Annotated in this window: 15 protein-coding genes and 3 tRNA genes; 6 read left to right on the top strand and 12 right to left on the bottom strand. The window is 56.3% G+C overall.

Annotated elements, in window-relative coordinates:
- Nucleotides 1-77: 77 nt before the first annotated feature.
- Entirely contained in the window at nt 78-875 is a 798-nt protein-coding gene (locus ACLI1O_RS01920; RefSeq protein WP_349837246.1) for an ATP-binding protein, read from the bottom strand.
- Between the two features lie 2 nt (nt 876-877).
- Nucleotides 878-2,512 carry an IS21 family transposase gene (gene istA / locus ACLI1O_RS01915; protein WP_239270169.1) on the bottom strand — a complete coding sequence of 545 codons (1,635 nt, stop codon included), beginning with the start codon at nt 2,510-2,512 and terminating at the stop codon, nt 878-880.
- 385 nt (nt 2,513-2,897) lie between these two features.
- On the opposite strand from istA, the gene ACLI1O_RS01910 reads away from it, so the two are divergent.
- The 3 genes from ACLI1O_RS01910 (at nt 2,898) to ACLI1O_RS01900 (ending at nt 5,946) form a co-directional block, all read left to right on the top strand.
- Nucleotides 2,898-3,617, top strand: coding sequence for an ATP-grasp domain-containing protein (locus ACLI1O_RS01910; protein WP_411706919.1), 720 nt, complete (start codon nt 2,898-2,900; stop codon nt 3,615-3,617).
- Between the two features lie 148 nt (nt 3,618-3,765).
- Nucleotides 3,766-4,671 carry a SagB/ThcOx family dehydrogenase gene (locus ACLI1O_RS01905; protein ID WP_239270076.1) on the top strand — a complete coding sequence of 302 codons (906 nt, stop codon included), beginning with the start codon at nt 3,766-3,768 and terminating at the stop codon, nt 4,669-4,671.
- A gap of 24 nt (nt 4,672-4,695) precedes the next feature.
- On the top strand, nt 4,696-5,946 hold the full coding sequence (locus tag ACLI1O_RS01900; protein ID WP_239270075.1) for an MFS transporter: 1,251 nt from the start codon (nt 4,696-4,698) through the stop codon (nt 5,944-5,946).
- Nucleotides 5,947-5,953: 7 nt separating this feature from the next.
- Here ACLI1O_RS01900 and ACLI1O_RS01895 read toward each other — a convergent pair whose 3' ends face one another.
- From ACLI1O_RS01895 to rplJ, 3 genes are all read right to left on the bottom strand, one after another.
- Nucleotides 5,954-6,307 (bottom strand): HigA family addiction module antitoxin, encoded by a 354-nt coding sequence (locus ACLI1O_RS01895; protein WP_239270074.1) that lies wholly within the window; start codon nt 6,305-6,307, stop codon nt 5,954-5,956.
- Nucleotides 6,308-6,665: 358 nt separating this feature from the next.
- Nucleotides 6,666-7,055 (bottom strand): 50S ribosomal protein L7/L12, encoded by a 390-nt coding sequence (rplL, locus tag ACLI1O_RS01890; RefSeq protein WP_023025160.1) that lies wholly within the window; start codon nt 7,053-7,055, stop codon nt 6,666-6,668.
- 88 nt (nt 7,056-7,143) lie between these two features.
- On the bottom strand, nt 7,144-7,665 hold the full coding sequence (rplJ, locus tag ACLI1O_RS01885) for a 50S ribosomal protein L10 (RefSeq protein WP_023025159.1): 522 nt from the start codon (nt 7,663-7,665) through the stop codon (nt 7,144-7,146).
- A 286-nt stretch (nt 7,666-7,951) separates the two neighbouring features.
- Here rplJ and ACLI1O_RS01880 point away from each other — a divergent pair, with 286 nt between their 5' ends.
- The gene (locus ACLI1O_RS01880; protein WP_239270073.1) at nt 7,952-9,289 is read left to right on the top strand and encodes a cryptochrome/photolyase family protein; all 1,338 of its coding nucleotides are present in this window, start codon (nt 7,952-7,954) and stop codon (nt 9,287-9,289) included.
- Nucleotides 9,290-9,399: 110 nt separating this feature from the next.
- Here the strand turns inward: ACLI1O_RS01880 and rplA are convergent, their stop codons facing one another.
- The 7 genes from rplA to ACLI1O_RS01845 all read right to left on the bottom strand — a co-directional run bounded on the left by rplA (nt 9,400) and on the right by ACLI1O_RS01845 (nt 12,743).
- On the bottom strand, nt 9,400-10,104 hold the full coding sequence (rplA, locus tag ACLI1O_RS01875) for a 50S ribosomal protein L1 (RefSeq protein WP_239270072.1): 705 nt from the start codon (nt 10,102-10,104) through the stop codon (nt 9,400-9,402).
- Between the two features lie 68 nt (nt 10,105-10,172).
- Nucleotides 10,173-10,616, bottom strand: a complete 444-nt coding sequence (gene rplK / locus ACLI1O_RS01870; RefSeq protein WP_237791528.1) for a 50S ribosomal protein L11 — start codon at nt 10,614-10,616, stop codon at nt 10,173-10,175.
- Between the two features lie 169 nt (nt 10,617-10,785).
- On the bottom strand, nt 10,786-11,703 hold the full coding sequence (gene nusG / locus ACLI1O_RS01865) for a transcription termination/antitermination protein NusG (RefSeq protein ID WP_284849678.1): 918 nt from the start codon (nt 11,701-11,703) through the stop codon (nt 10,786-10,788).
- A 129-nt stretch (nt 11,704-11,832) separates the two neighbouring features.
- Nucleotides 11,833-12,165 carry a preprotein translocase subunit SecE gene (gene secE, locus ACLI1O_RS01860; protein WP_284869936.1) on the bottom strand — a complete coding sequence of 111 codons (333 nt, stop codon included), beginning with the start codon at nt 12,163-12,165 and terminating at the stop codon, nt 11,833-11,835.
- Between the two features lie 172 nt (nt 12,166-12,337).
- Nucleotides 12,338-12,410: transfer RNA gene (locus ACLI1O_RS01855), tRNA-Trp, on the bottom strand.
- 137 nt (nt 12,411-12,547) lie between these two features.
- Nucleotides 12,548-12,619, bottom strand: a tRNA-Met gene (locus tag ACLI1O_RS01850).
- 48 nt (nt 12,620-12,667) lie between these two features.
- A tRNA-Thr gene (locus ACLI1O_RS01845) sits at nt 12,668-12,743 on the bottom strand.
- A gap of 174 nt (nt 12,744-12,917) precedes the next feature.
- On the opposite strand from ACLI1O_RS01845, the gene ACLI1O_RS01840 reads away from it, so the two are divergent.
- Nucleotides 12,918-13,853: a sugar-binding transcriptional regulator gene (locus ACLI1O_RS01840; protein WP_239270069.1), complete on the top strand. Its 936-nt coding sequence runs from the start codon at nt 12,918-12,920 to the stop codon at nt 13,851-13,853.
- A gap of 113 nt (nt 13,854-13,966) precedes the next feature.
- Nucleotides 13,967-14,692: a purine-nucleoside phosphorylase gene (gene deoD / locus ACLI1O_RS01835; RefSeq protein ID WP_239270068.1), complete on the top strand. Its 726-nt coding sequence runs from the start codon at nt 13,967-13,969 to the stop codon at nt 14,690-14,692.
- The last annotated feature ends 4 nt before the right edge of the window (nt 14,693-14,696 follow it).

The following is a 14,696-nucleotide window of genomic DNA, read 5'->3' as shown; positions in this document are numbered from 1 at the left end:
GCTTGTTTTAGGGACCGGTAAGGCGGTACCAGGTACCGGGGTGGCGGTAGCCGCCCGGTAGCCGGTTTTACCCCCGCTTATCGTTTGGACCGTTGACGTTGCTTGAGCTGTTTGCTAAGTGTTCCCCTTTCTTCTTGGAAGTCGTCACGGGTGCGCATGTCTTCACCGATGAGGGTGAGTTTGCTGCCGTTGTTTGCAAGTCGGGATAGGACAGCGTCGGCGATCGCGTTTTCACTAAAGACGCTGTACCAGTATTCCGGCTCGTGCTGGCTGACGATGACGGTTGAGGAATGCTCCCGCTTGACCAGGAGGTTGAATACCTGGGCTAAGGCGAAGGCAGATACGTCCGTGGCCAGGAAGTCGTCGATGACCAACACAGCCGGCTTTGTCAGTTCCTCAAGGAGGGCTTTGCGCTCATAGGCAGCGTCGGCTGTGGCGTCGAACTCGTCGGCTAAGTCGGCGAGTCTAAAGTAGCGTGCGGTTAGTTTATGCCGGCACGCAGCCACGGCTAGGCCTTGGGCGAGGAAGCTTTTGCCGGTGCCGGTAGCTCCCACGATGGTTAGATCTCTGCCGTAGGTAATCCAGTCGCAGGTAGCTAACCGCTCAATACGGTCTGGAGTGATCCCTCGGTTGCTGTGTGCTTCAAAGCGTTCCAAAGCCGCAAGCGCGTTGGGTAGCTTGGCGGCTTTGACGAGTTTTTCGATTACTTTCGAATCACGTGCAGCTACCTGAGCATCGAGAGCTTCTTTGATCTTGTCTTCAAAGGAGTCCAAGTCACGACTGGGATCGTTGACGATCTCCTGCAGCGTCGTGGCAAACACACGCATCCCGCGAAGAGAACCGAGCAGTTCGAAGTCTTCATCGGTAAGAGCCATGGCTATACCTTCCATTCTTTATCAGTGAAGGCAAACGCCCCGGCCCCGCGTACATGCGACACAGAGTCCGGCGTGTCCGCCGTGGGCTGTTGGCGGTGCGCACGCGTAGTGTCGATGGCCGTCGACAGTGGTACATCGGTGGGCAAATACGCCTGTGCTGCGGCCTGTTTTAGATCCTTGAGCTCTTGGGCTACTTTGTTGACGCTGGGGACTGCTTTGCGCGATAACAGCTGACCACAGGCTTGTTCGAGTTCGATTCGGGAGTAATCCTTCGATAGGTTCAGTACGCCCAGAACGCTAGAATATGCTTGGGCTTCGACTTTACGAGCGTTAAACATCTGGCCGATGAGCTGTGCTGTCGCGGTCCCAATACTTTTCGCCCAGTCTTCCAAGCGTTGCCGGTTCCACTGGGTGTTTAAGTCCTTATGGTTGTCGGGGACATGCTCATCCAAGGTGGAGTAGCCATAATTAGCAGGGGCAATACGATGTGAAGCAACAATCTCACCGTCGTAGAAGACATCCAGATAGTCATCAAAAAGTTGCACGTCGACGAACTTGCCCGCTAGCTTCCACGGCACTGAATACCAGTGATTGGCGATCCGGATGTGGTAGTTCATTGCGACCTTGGACTTCTTCCACCGCGACCACGACCACCGCCGGTCGGGCAATGGGCGCAGCAGCTGTTGCTCATGGTCTTCAAACAACTGGCGACGAGAGATATCCTGCCCGCGGAAGGGACGGCGATCGTTGATGAAATCGCTTTGGTCCTCGAGGGCCTTATTGAGCATGTCGAAACTGTAGAACTCCTGGTCGTCGAGGTATTCCACGCACCATTGCTGGGCAATATCCACGGCCTTTTCAACATTCGCCTTATACCGCGGCCGGTAGCCTTTCGCCGCAGTAATACCTATCTGATAGAAATCGGCAAATGTAGAATACTCCGCAACCGGGATACGCCCCCGCAGCCCACAGGAAATCTGTTGCGTGGCTGTGAGCGCGTTATCCGGGATCAACCGCAGCGGACAACCACCGAAATACTCCAAAGCCGCACGGTGGGCTAAAAGCCACGACCGCATTTTTTGATCCGGCCACGCCGATACATGCATCATCCCTGAGTGCGGCAATGAAGCTACAAACAAGTGCGCGGTAACCCGCTGGCCTGAGACAGGATCCACAACGACCATTCCATCGCCCGACCAGTCCACCATGAGCTCGTCACCGGGATCGTGATTCAGTGGCGCTGACAGCTGATGAACATCGACATAATGCTCAAACAGCGAACAGTACTGTCGATACGAATAATGACGCTGACCAGTACCAACAGGGAACTCCAGGTACTTGGCGTGCGCGACTTTCAACGTCACGCGCTTGCCAGAGACCATCCGCTCAGCAACCTTTTTGAAATCCGGTGCGAGGAACTCCGCATCGTTGCGACGCCGGTTATCCGGAAATAGCTCCTCTAACTGGGCATTCGACAATCCAGCAATCCCACGAGCATCGAGTCGATGGTCCCTTACAACGCGACTGGCCTTATCAATCGTCGACTTCGAGACCCCTAAATCGGCTCGAATCTGGTTCCAGGAACGATTCCCGGCAACCAAGGCAAACATGATGGCACGGTAATCCGTCACCACCATCACTCCTTCCACGTGAACGCGACCCACGCGTACACACTGCGTGGGCCGTCCACTAAAGAGTGCCTAAAAACTACCCCCGGTACCCGATATCCGCACCGGTCGGTACTCGATACCGCCCTACCGGTACTAAATAGCGTCGCGCGTCATTCAAGGCCCAAGCAACGATTTTCAGCGAGAATTCCGCCACAATCACCCCGAATCGCTTCCATCAAAAAGTGTAGTCTTCATAACCCGCCAAGATGACCGAGAATGTGACCTCCTGTCGCTGATTCTCGCCAGCCAAAACATTGGAGTCGTACGAATTGACAGCGACGGCGAACTCAGTAAAGAGCTATTACCAATAGATAACTTCGGAAGACTGGTTACGGAACATGGCAACACCACGGTGGCAGTAGCTTGGATCCGCCATTTTTCACGCGAATCTATAAAAAATATATCCTGCGCTAAAGAGGAAATAATTTATATCAAAGATCAGGCAATATCCTACATACAAACGCTTGAAGAGATTGCTTTATTTAGCGTAAACCATTTTTGTAACGCTCGGTCACGGCTTGCACAAATTCAGCTCGCCAATTCTATTGGACTTACTACCCCTCAAACGTCAATTGGATATGAAGCGGCGTTTCCCTTTTCAATTGCCAAACCGATTGGCCCCCACTGGGTAGAACCGACTCCGGGAACACTTCTTGAAGCTATGCCTAAACGTTTGAAGCTAGATGAATCAACTCGTGATGAGCCGGTACCTCTCCTATTCCAGAAGTATATGAACTCAGAGTATGAGCTCCGCTGCTACGTAATCGACCAAGAAGTTATCGTTTTCCGAGTATCAGGATATGACAATGCAGACGACCTGTGGCAAGAGAACAACGGCGTGAGCGTATCTCTATATAAATCTACCCAAAGATTAAAAGATATTCTAATTGAATACTCCCAACTATCCGGTTGTAATTTATGTGCCATCGACCTCCTAATACAAGGAGGTGACCCAATATTTCTTGAATGTAACGTTTGCTTCGATTGGCTATTCTACGAAGACCGAGCTGGCACGAATCTCGTCTCCAACGCCATTGCTAGATATTTACAAAGGACTTTAAACGATGCTTAGAATAGCGACAGTGGGCCATTTTCGGTTCAAGGGACCGTACCTCGTTTGGGACAACCCTCTAGAGCAAACTCAGACAATCTTAAACCAGAAGGCAAGGGAGGAACTCTTCCGCTTACTAGATAGTCAAACTATTAGTGGAGTAACGGTCGTGTCTAGCGAAGATTCATTTCCGGAACTCCAGAACTTAGGGGTACTACAGCATTTTTCTAATGAACCCCCCAATACCGAATGCACGGTTCTAGATATGTGGCCCGATACTCCTCCGCTCGCGCGCGACTACGCATTTGCCAGCGGAGTCCGTTCCGGCGAGACAATCGCTCAACTAGATGAGCATCACCAGCATTTAAGGGAAAAACTCGCGCTCACCGGCCCACCGCATCATGTATGGGAGAATCCGATTTTCGCCAAGCAGGAATTGAACCTTCCGCACGGCGAGACAATAAGCTACACCAGAAGCTTCAAATCTGTTTTGAATTCTCGAAAATCTGCACGTTTTACGAATACAGAGCTAAAATCAATTAGCCTTAGGTCACTAGCATCAATCCTTTACGATTCCGCAAGCTTTTCAAAGCGCCCAACAACAAACGAACAGAAGTCCGGAAACATCCATTTTCGTTCGGCCCCATCTGCCGGAGGATTGTGCTCAACCGAGCTCATTGTCCGCGTTAGTAGATGCGATTCAATCGACGATGGTTATTATTTATACCACCCGAAAAACCATTCCTTACTGTTTCTCAATCATCTAGAGCCCTATAAGGAATGGAAGACCGCGGTTGGGAAACAATCGCATGTCGTGGATGCCCCAATACATTTTATTACTGTTGGTGATCCTCGAGTCATATCCTGGAAATACGAAAGTCTAAACTCGATTCGAACGCTCTGGCTAGAAATTGGGCACCTTAGCCAAGTTATTCAAATGGTTGCTACAGCCACTGACCACCTCTCTCGGGGCATTTCTCTCTTTCGGGAAGACATCATCGCTGACAACGCGGGACTAGATTGGCGATCTTTCCTCTGGGGCATGCTAATTGCAGTTGGGCCTAAGGACGACTGAGATGGCTTTGTTATAGGAGGAGCATTGAATATAAATGAAGTTGATCGCACCAACCCAAGTGATTTTAGACTATTCCTGTGGTCTGACCTCGTGGCTCAGATAGCCGGGGTAGGAGCCGGGCTTGCTATTCCGGTGGTCACTCTACGCTTGAGCGATAGCCTTACCCTTGCCGGCCTGTATGGAACCATCACCGGAATAGCTGCACTGGCAGGCGGAATCATCGGCGGCTCTCTTGCGGATATGTGGCGCCGCAAGCCACTCATCATTGTGACCAACGCTCTGGCCGGGGTACTCAACCTCGCGTTAGCGAGTCTCATCCTATCCGGAAGTTTCTCCCCCATGGTCTTCGGTGCGCTTCTCGGGAGCATGATGTTCTTTTACCGGATAGGTCAAGCTTGCTCCGACCCTTGCCTGCCCCAGCTCGTTGAGGAAGAACAGCTCGCCGCCAAACAAGGGCTCATCCAAGCACGTCTGCAATTTGCGGGACTCATCGGCCCCACTGTGGGCGGCGCGCTTCTAGAAGTCAACGTGGCACTGCCCTTCGTGTTTGTCGGTCTGGCAAATATCCTCACCATTGTCTTCTTCCTCTTCATCAGGGCTCGCCTAGACCCCACAAAGAAGGCAGAGAACAAGCTCCTACGCACGACGAAGGAAGGCTTAGCCATCGTGGCTCGCGCGCCACTACTTCGCGGGCTCATTGCCATGCAAACACTGTCGAACTGCGCAATTAACGGCTCGCTGTTCATGGCGGTCCTCATACTGGAGGAGGGGAATAACCCTGGATGGGTAACGGGACTAGCCCGCACGTCCATAGGCCTCATCGGGATTGTGGGGGCTTTGTCGACGGGTTGGTTGCAGAAGAAGTTCTCCTTCGCCACCCTTCAGGTAGGCACATGCGCCTGGGTTGCTGCATCAATCGCATGTGGTGCCCTGCTCAGCCCCAGCCTGTTGATGATCATCCCCTTAGGGCTGTCTGTTCTTACAGCCCCAGCCGCCGGCGCGGTAACCTATGCCGCACTCCACAGGCTTCTGGCAGAAGAAACTTTTGGCCGAGTCACCAATATCCAAATGAGCACCGTCGTTTCACTCTCTAGTGTGTGGTCGACCCCGCTGGCCGCATTGTCTCATCGCTGGACCTTGACCACTGGTTTGTGGGCCAATGCGCTCGCCGGGCTCCTCGCTATCGGGCCTGCCCTTATCTTTGTGCGCCGAGCCGATCGCGTCCTTGCGCAAGCAGACGCGAGGGAGAAAGGGAATTCCCCTAGCCACTCATGAGCGCAAGTCAACTGTTCCTATGAATGAGACTCGGCTTCTTCTTTGTGATTCCACGGAACGATGGCGCTGACATCAGTGGTCTGGCGAGTTTTCCACAGATCGTATTCCTCTTGAGTCCGAGCCAGAACTCCGCGGAATTCCCAAAGTAGGCCGACCAGCGCAAGGCCATATCGGCGCTGATACCGAGCGCACCGCGGGTGATTTTGCAGACTTGAGAGCGGGTAGTGCCAATGTCGTTGGCCAGGCGATACTGGGTAATTCCGCAGGGTTTGAGGAATCCTAGGAGAAGAATTTCTCCGGGATGCGGAACGGGAACAACATCAACATGATTGCGTGCTTCAGTGGTAGTCGATAAAGTCAACGCCAACAGCTCCTTCGGGGGCCTAAACGACAGGATGTGTTGGTGAACTTATATGTTTAGCCCATCTGGCCTTCTGGTATTAGGACTATTTCACTTATCCGGAGGGATAACGCAGCCTCGGACCTGAAATACCGTCGGGGACGTGCTGATGTGCTAGGTGCCGAGGTTCAAGACGATCCGACTCAGACAACGAATGAAACGGGCCCACAACTCCAGGCACAACAACACCCTCCTAAGGGAAAGTGTTGCAACGACCCTCTGAGCTCAAGAGGGGCATATAAAACGGGAGAAACCCCCATCTCCCACCGCGTATAGCGCGGTAAGAGTGGGGGCTTCGAAAGCGTGAAGCTCAGTAAAATTACTTGAGCTCGACGGAAGCGCCAGCCTCTTCCAGCTTGGTCTTAGCAGCCTCAGCGTCGTCCTTGGAAGCGCCTTCGATGATGGCCTTAGGTGCACCCTCAACCATTTCCTTAGCTTCCTTCAGGCCCAGGCCGGAGACGAGCTCGCGGACAGCCTTAATAACGCCGATCTTCTTAGCGCCAGCGTCGGTCAGAACGACGTCGAACTCGGTCTGCTCCTCAGCAGCGGCAGCGCCGCCCTCAGCCGGAGCGCCCGGTGCAGCAGCGGCAACCGGTGCAGCAGCCTCAACGTCGAAGACGTCCTCGAATTCCTTAACGAACTCAGACAGTTCGATGAGGGTCATTTCCTTGAAAGCTTCAATGAGCTCGTCCTTGGTGAGCTTAGCCATGATGGCAAGTCCTTTCTGTGTTGTGTGCTTGTTCCCCGGTGATGAGGTAGCAAGCACGGTGTTTTATATGTGCGTCTGTCGTGACGACTTAAGCTTCTGCTTCCTTCTTGTCCTGCAGAGCAACAACGGTGCGAACCGCCTTGGTTGCAGGAGCGTTGAAGACAGCGGCTGCCTTCGCCATAGAACCCTTCATAGCGCCAGCCAGCTTTGCGAGGGTGGTCTCGCGGTTGTCCAGCTTGGCGATGGCCTGAACCTGCTCCGCAGACAATGCGTCGCCGTCCATGTAGCCACCCTTGATGACGAGTGCCTTGTTGTCATCAGCGAACTTGGTGATGACCTTCGCAGCATCTACTGCCTCGCCCTTGATGAACGCAATTGCGGTCGGGCCAGTCAGCAAATCATCAAGACCTTCGATGCCAGCTTCGTTGGCAGCGATCTTGAAGAGGGTGTTCTTGGCGACGGAGTAGTCAACGTCAAAGCCCAGGTTGTTACGCAGCTCCTGCAGCTGGGATACGGTCAGGCCGCGGTACTCAGTCAAAACGACGGAGCTAGAATCGGCCAGCTTTTCCTTCAGCTCTGCCAAGTCTGCAGTGTTCTTTGGGTTTGCCATTGTCTCTCGCCTCCTTCCAAAACATCTCTTTTATTTTCCGCCGGGGCCTTCCGAAAAGAAAAGCCCCGTGCAAGAGCACAGGGCGTGCGACATGAGAAATGTCGCGGAATGCGCAAAGTGTCTCCTGCGTGGGCCGCCTCCAAGGTGGAGAACTTTCAATCCTTAGTGGATGACCAACGGTCTTCGGTGAACTTTGACTCGGCCACAAGGCCGTTCAAACTTCACAAGGGATACTACCGCGCTTTCCTCGTATTCCCAAATTGCCCACCCGCGTAGGCTATTTAGTATGACTTCCCTCATGTGGTTTCGCGATGACCTGCGCTTATCCGATAACCAGGCCCTTACCCGCGCCGCGGAGGCCGCCGCCGATAAAAACGGTTCAACGCCAGAGTTAGTGGCCGTTGTCCTCGATGAGCCCGCCTACCCCGGCAGCCGGCCGCTCGGTGGCGCCACTCACTGGTGGCGGGAGCGTTCGCTCTATGCCCTAGCGCAGGAGCTTGCCTCCCGTGGGGTGAAGCTTATGCGCGCTACCGGCGATGCCCGCACCGTCATTCCCCGCATCGCCCGCAAGGTTGGCGCCGATACCGTCACCTGGACCCGCCGCTACCACGGCCCGCTGCGCGAGGTAGACGCGAGGGTCAAAGCAACGCTTGCCGATGCCGGAATTAACGCCATCTCCTGCCCCGGTTTCACCCTCGTGGAGCCATGGGAGGTCACCAATGGCCAGGGCAAACCTTATAAGGTCTTTACTCCCTTCGCTGCCGCCGCGCGGTCCCAGCTCGCTGATGACGAACCGCTGCCCGTGCCGGAATTGCTGGCGGGGCGGGAGATGGGGGCATCGGCAAGCAGTAGCTGGCCCAACCCCAGCGCCGATGAACCGCAGTGGGCTGCGTCGCTCGCCCAGTATTGGACTCCCGGAGAGGCCGGTGCGCGCGAACGCCTAGCCCAGCTCGACTTAGCTCACTACGCCGAGGAGCGCGATATACCCGCGCGCAACGCCACGTCCCTGCTCTCGCCGCACTTGCGCTTTGGCGAGGTATCCCCGCGCGAGGTCTGGGTGGCCGCCGCCGAGGAGCCCGACGCGGAGAAATTTCAGTCCGAGTTGCTGTGGCGCGACTTTTCCTGGCACCGGCTCTACCAGCTGCCCGATCTGGCCACCCGCAACGTGCGGCAAAACTTCGACCGCTTCGACTGGTCCTGGGATGACCCGCGGCTGAAGGACTGGCAGGAGGGCACGACAGGCATTCCGCTTGTCGATGCCGGCATGCGCGAGCTCTGGCACACCGGCTACATGCACAATCGCGTGCGCATGGTGGTGGGTTCGTTTCTTACCAAGAACCTGGGCATCCATTGGCGCCTAGGCGAGGAGTGGTTTTGGGACACCCTGGTGGATGCCGACGCCGCCTCCAATCCATTTAACTGGCAATGGGTGGCCGGGTGCGGCGACGATGCCGCACCCTTCTTCCGCATCTTCAACCCGGAAAACCAGGCCCAGCGCTTCGACCCGGATGGTGCGTATATCCGCCAGTGGGCGCCCACGCTATCCGCCCCGCCCATCGTGGACCTCAGGCAGTCGCGCCAGGCGGCCCTAGATGCCTACGCCGAGATCAAAGACGCAGACTAATGCCCAATACCTAGGCCCTTCGTTTACACCGTAGGGCCTGATGATCGATGCAAAAGACCCCAAGGAAAATCCTCGGGGTCTTCGTTCACGCTCTATGCGCTATCACCGTCTTAGTCGGTGTAGCCCTTCTGCACGGAGCCGTCCACAGGAATACCTGGGCCGGAGGTGGTGGAGATGGTAGCGCGCTTGATGTAGATGCCCTTTGCGGAAGCAGGCTTCAGGCGCTGGATTTCATCCATGAGGGCGCCGTAGTTCTCAGCGAGCTTCTCAGCATCGAAGGAAGCCTTACCAAGGATGGCGTGCAGGTTTGCAGCCTTGTCCACGCGGAAGGAGATCTTACCGCCCTTAACCTCGCTAATTGCCTTAGCAACGTCATTGGTCACGGTACCGGTCTTCGGGTTAGGCATCAGACCACGTGGGCCCAAGACGCGGGCGACGCGGCCAACCTTGGCCATCTGGTCGGGGGTAGCGATGGCAACGTCGAAGTTCAGGTTGCCCTCGTTGATCTGCTCGATCAACTCGGAGGTACCAACGATGTCAGCGCCAGCTTCCTGAGCTGCGGTAGCCTTTTCGCCCTCTGCGAAGACGGCGACGCGAACGTCCTTACCGGTGCCGTTAGGCAGGGAAACGGTGCCGCGCACCAGCTGGTCAGCCTTGCGTGGGTCAACGCCCAAGCGGAAGACGACGTCAACGGTGGCGTCGAAGTTCTTGGAGGAGGTCTCCTTGGCCAGCTTTGCGGCCTCGATCGGACGGTACAGGCGGGACTTATCTACCAGTTCCGCAACGGCCTTATAAGCCTTAGACTTGGTGCTCATTTAACAATTCCTTTTCTGGATTGGCGTGGTATTTGGCGGGCCGAAGCTGGCCCTACCACATAAAATTTTTACTTCTCCGGTGCGCCATCGATCTCGAGGCCCATGGAGCGGGCGGTACCAGCGATGATGTGTGCGCCGGCCTCGATGTCGCGGGCGTTGAGGTCCTCGAACTTGGTCTGTGCAATTTCCTTGCACTGATCCCAGGTGACGGAGCCGACCTTATCGGTGTGCGGGACACCGGAGCCCTTCTGAACGCCTGCGGCCTTCAGCAGCAGCTTGGCTGCCGGCGGGGTCTTCAGCTTGAAGTCGAAGGAGCGGTCTTCGTAGACGGTGATCTCAACAGGGACCACGTTGCCACGCTGGTTCTCGGTAGCGGCGTTATAAGCCTTGCAGAATTCCATGATGTTGACGCCGTGGGCACCGAGTGCCGGGCCAACTGGCGGTGCCGGGTTAGCGGCGCCAGCCTCGATCTGCAGCTTGATGAAGCCAGATACCTTCTTCTTTGGAGCCATCGAATTACCTCTTTCCTGTGGTACCGGACCTGCGTCACGATGAATAACGCGGCCCGTCCGGATGCTCACCTCAGTGGGCCACCGGAGGATGAAACGATTTACGTGTGCGCACGCAAAAGGCGCACGGCGTTCCAGTCTAGAACACCGTGCGCCCTGCACAAAATCATTTTTAAGAAATGCGCTCGATTTCCGTCGGCGACAATTCCACTGGGGTTTCGCGGCCAAAGATGGAGACCAAGCCCTGCATCTTGCCGGTTTCCGGGTCGATTTCGGAAATAGTAGCGGACACGGCAGCCAGCGGGCCGGACAGGATGGTAACGGCCTCGCCCACCTCGAAGTCGTGGGCGTACTTCTTGGCCACTTCCTTCTCCGGCATTTCGACGACCTGCTCGCCCTCTTGCTCGTTCGGGGCAGCCTCGCCCTTGGCGGGAGCTTCATTCGGCATGAGGAACTTTGCCACATCGCGGGTCTTGACCGGCGTCGCGTTGCCTTCGTTTCCCACGAAGGAGGTCACGCCGGGGGTTTCGCGGATGACGGACCAGGCGGCATCGTTAAGCTCAGCGCGTACCAAGACGTAACCCGGCAGCAGCTTGCGCTTGACAATCTTCTTCTTGCCGTCCTTGTTTTCCATAATCTGCTCGATGGGGACGACGACCTCGAAGATGGAATCTTCCACCTCAAGGGTTTGCGCACGCATATCGAGGTTCGTGCGCACCTTGTTCTCGTAGCCGGAGTAGCACTGGATGATATACCACTGGCCCGGCTGCTTCTTCAGCTCGCGAGTGAATTCGCGCAGGCGCTTGCGGTAAGCGGCGTCCTCGGCCTCTTCCTCGGTTTCGGCGGAAGCCCCTGCAGCGTCCTCTTCTGCGGCGGGCTCGGCCTCTGCCGAGGGCTCGGACTCTGCTGCGGGGGCATCGGCAAGCGCAGCGTCTTCTGCGTCACCTGCGCCAGCCTCAGCAGGCGCTGCGGCCTCCTCTTGGGCGTCCTCGACTGCGCTGGCGTGCTCTGCCGCCTGCTCTTGCACGTTGGACTGCATGGCCTCCTCTAGGGAGGTTCCTGGGTTTTCGACGTTATTCTCGTCGCTCATGAGTGGTACTCCAAAATGTCATCGGCGCGTGTTGTAGAACCAGCCTACCCGCGGCGCGTGTGGGCAAAAAGTATCCCGCCGTTCCGGAGTGCGGAAACAGCGGGATAAAAGTTTATGGAGTTATTCTAACTAATTGGTCAGAATCTTCTCAACTCCGAGGCCAGCCAGGGTGTCAACGCCCCAGACCAAGGCGGTGATGACGATCAAGAAGGCGAACGTGATGAGGGTGTACTGCAGCATCTCTCCACGGGTGGGCCACACCACCTTCTTCATTTCAGAAACAACCTCGCCAGGGAATGCGGCGACGCCGCCACCCGGACTATCGGTGCGGTTTTTATCCTCAACGCGGACGACGTTCTTGTTCGCCGAGTCCGTGGAGGTCGTGGAAGCCGCACCAGAAAGCTGGCGCTTACCGGTGGGACGCGGGGCCGCCGAGTCCTTCGGCTGCTGCTCATCGCTCACAGCTAACCCTCCTTGGGAAATGAATTCTTTTTCCGAGCGCGATATTCCGCCCAGACATAACTTTGTCAACCCTAGCAAAAGGTGCACGGGCAGGAAAGCACGCCGGGGCGGATGCGCGCCGCTGTGACAAAAATATCCCCGCCATCTGGAAAGCAGATGACGGGGATCCTTGCAGGGGCGACAGGACTCGAACCTGCAACCTACGGTTTTGGAGACCGTTGCGCTACCAATTGCGCCACGCCCCTATTTTCTTATCCGTGACGCTTGAACGTCACGCGCCGATGACCTTACCAGATCCCTAATTCCGCACGGAAACCAGTACGCCGCTAAGGCCATAGGCACGGTAGTAAAAAAGCGCCGTAGTGGCGCTTTTCTTTCCCGGTAGCGATGGCGAGAATTGAACTCGCGACACAGCGATTATGAGTCGCTTGCTCTACCACTGAGCTACACCGCCATGGTGAACACCTTCATCCTGAAGGAAGGTAATTCCTCCAGACATGAATGGAGCCCCCTGACAGAATCGAACTGTCGACCTTTTCCTTACCATGGAAACGCTCTGCCGACTGAGCTAAGGGGGCATATCCCAGCATCAAGCACGTCAATATTTCGTTGTGCTCTCCGTTGCGGACTTCAATAATGTAACCTGCCACCTCCACTTTGCACAAATCGCCACGTCAGCGTCCATAAGTGGGGAATTTTCTGCGGCTTAGACGATGGTGCTCCTGCCCGCCCGATGTGCTTGAATGAAAGGCATGCTGGATCATAAAGACTGTCTTTCTCTCGACGCCGCGAAGCTCTACTACAACTCCGGTTTTTCGCAGGCGGAGGTGGCGGCGCACCTGGGGATTTCCCGGCCGACGGTCTCCAAATTGCTCACCCACGCCGCCGAGCGCAGCTTTGTCACCGTGAGCATCACCGATCCCCGCGAGCAGTCCGATGAGCTGGTTTCTGCGCTCTGCGAGCGTTTTTCGCTTGCCGATGCCCGCGTCACCGCCACTCCTCCCGGCGGATCCCTGCTTGCGGATCTAGGCAGCGCCGGCGCCGCCCTACTGGAAGAGCTCATTACCGATCACACTTCAGTGGGGCTTTCCTGGGGCGAAACCATGTCCGCGGTGGCCTCCCACTTGCGCAAGCGTCCGCTAGAGGGCGTGGACATCGTCCAACTCAAGGGCGGACACTCCCACTCGGAGCGCTCCACCAAGGATCTGCACACCATGCAGGCGTTTACCCAGGCTTTTAATGCGGAGGCGCACCTACTCCCCCTCCCGGTCATCTTCGATTCCGTCGAGGCCAAGGAGTGGGTCGTCCGCGACCGGCATATCTCCACAATCCTCGATATGGGGGCGTCGGTAGACGTGGCGGTATTTACCGCGGGGGCCATCGAAAAGGAGTCCCTGGCGCTGAACCTGGGCTACCTCACCGAGGAAGAAAGTGAGGAACTTCTCACCAACGCCGTAGGCGATGTCTGTTCCCGCTTTTATACCGCCGAGGGCGCCATCGCCTCCCCCGCCGTGGATGCGCGCACCGTCGGCATCGATTTGAAGGACTTAGCCCAACGCCCCACGCGCGTGCTCGTTGCCGGTGGGCACACCAAAACCCGCGCCATTAATGTCGCCCTTGAGATGGGCTTGGCCACCCACCTCGTGACTGATCAATCCACAGCTCACAGGCTATTGGAGCTTAATTAACATAAAACGCGTCACACTTAAGGAACATTTGTTAACTTTTCTATTGACATTGGTTCCGGGCGGGCTAGACTAACCCATGTACACACCCGAAGTTCACATGGAGGAGCACGTCAATGTCCGCCACCGACATTTCCACCCCGCACATCAACCCGCACGGCGCACCAATCGCAGAGACCGTCCTGCTGCCCGGTGACCCACTGCGCGCGAAGTTCATTGCTGATAACTTCCTCGAAGACACCGTCCAATTCAACGAGATCCGCAATATGCTGGGCTTTACCGGCACCTATAACGGCAAGCCAGTATCCGTCATGGGAACCGGCATGGGCATCCCGTCCATCGGTATTTACTCCTGGGAGCTCATCCACAAGTTCGGTGCGAAAAAGCTCATCCGCGTCGGCTCTATCGGCGCGATGCAAGAGGACATCGAATTGCACGATGTCATCGTTGCTTCCTCTGCCTCCACCGATTCCAACTTCTTGTCCCAGTATGACCTGCCAGGCACCTACGCCCCCACCGCATCGTGGAAACTGCTTAAAGCGTTGGTGGATGAATCCGAGAAGCAGAACCAGCACATCCACGTGGGCAATATCTTGAGCTCGGACATCTTCTACAACATGGACCAGACCGTGAACGACCGTTGGGCACACATGGGCGTGCTCGGCGTGGAGATGGAATCCGCGGCCCTCTATGCCACCGCCGCCGAGGCCGGTGTTGACGCCTTGGGCCTGTTTACCGTCTCCGACAACATCGTCACCGGCAAGCAGCTTTCCGCTGAAGACCGTCAGACCGCCTTCCGCACCATGGTGGAGCTTGCTCTGCCGCTCAACGCGCTGGATTAATAAG

Source organism: Corynebacterium sp. LaCa78 (assembly GCF_046717505.1).
Taxonomy (GTDB): domain Bacteria; phylum Actinomycetota; class Actinomycetes; order Mycobacteriales; family Mycobacteriaceae; genus Corynebacterium.
The sequence above is the reverse complement of the archived record's forward strand: the minus strand, read 5'-3'. Positions and strand labels throughout refer to the sequence as shown.

Bases quoted from the DNA above. Each gene is read 5' to 3' on its own strand.
- rplA (WP_239270072.1), bottom strand. From the start codon at position 10,104: ATGAGCACCAAGTCTAAGGCTTATAAGGCCGTTGCGGAACTGGTAGAT.
- rplL (WP_023025160.1), bottom strand. From the start codon at position 7,055: ATGGCTAAGCTCACCAAGGACGAGCTCATTGAAGCTTTCAAGGAAATG.
- deoD (WP_239270068.1), top strand. From the start codon at position 13,967: ATGTCCGCCACCGACATTTCCACCCCGCACATCAACCCGCACGGCGCA.
- ACLI1O_RS01880 (WP_239270073.1), top strand. From the start codon at position 7,952: ATGACTTCCCTCATGTGGTTTCGCGATGACCTGCGCTTATCCGATAAC.
- rplJ (WP_023025159.1), bottom strand. From the start codon at position 7,665: ATGGCAAACCCAAAGAACACTGCAGACTTGGCAGAGCTGAAGGAAAAG.
- ACLI1O_RS01920 (WP_349837246.1), bottom strand. From the start codon at position 875: ATGGCTCTTACCGATGAAGACTTCGAACTGCTCGGTTCTCTTCGCGGG.
- ACLI1O_RS01840 (WP_239270069.1), top strand. From the start codon at position 12,918: ATGCTGGATCATAAAGACTGTCTTTCTCTCGACGCCGCGAAGCTCTAC.
- istA (WP_239270169.1), bottom strand. From the start codon at position 2,512: ATGGTGGTGACGGATTACCGTGCCATCATGTTTGCCTTGGTTGCCGGG.
- rplK (WP_237791528.1), bottom strand. From the start codon at position 10,616: ATGGCTCCAAAGAAGAAGGTATCTGGCTTCATCAAGCTGCAGATCGAG.
- nusG (WP_284849678.1), bottom strand. From the start codon at position 11,703: ATGAGCGACGAGAATAACGTCGAAAACCCAGGAACCTCCCTAGAGGAG.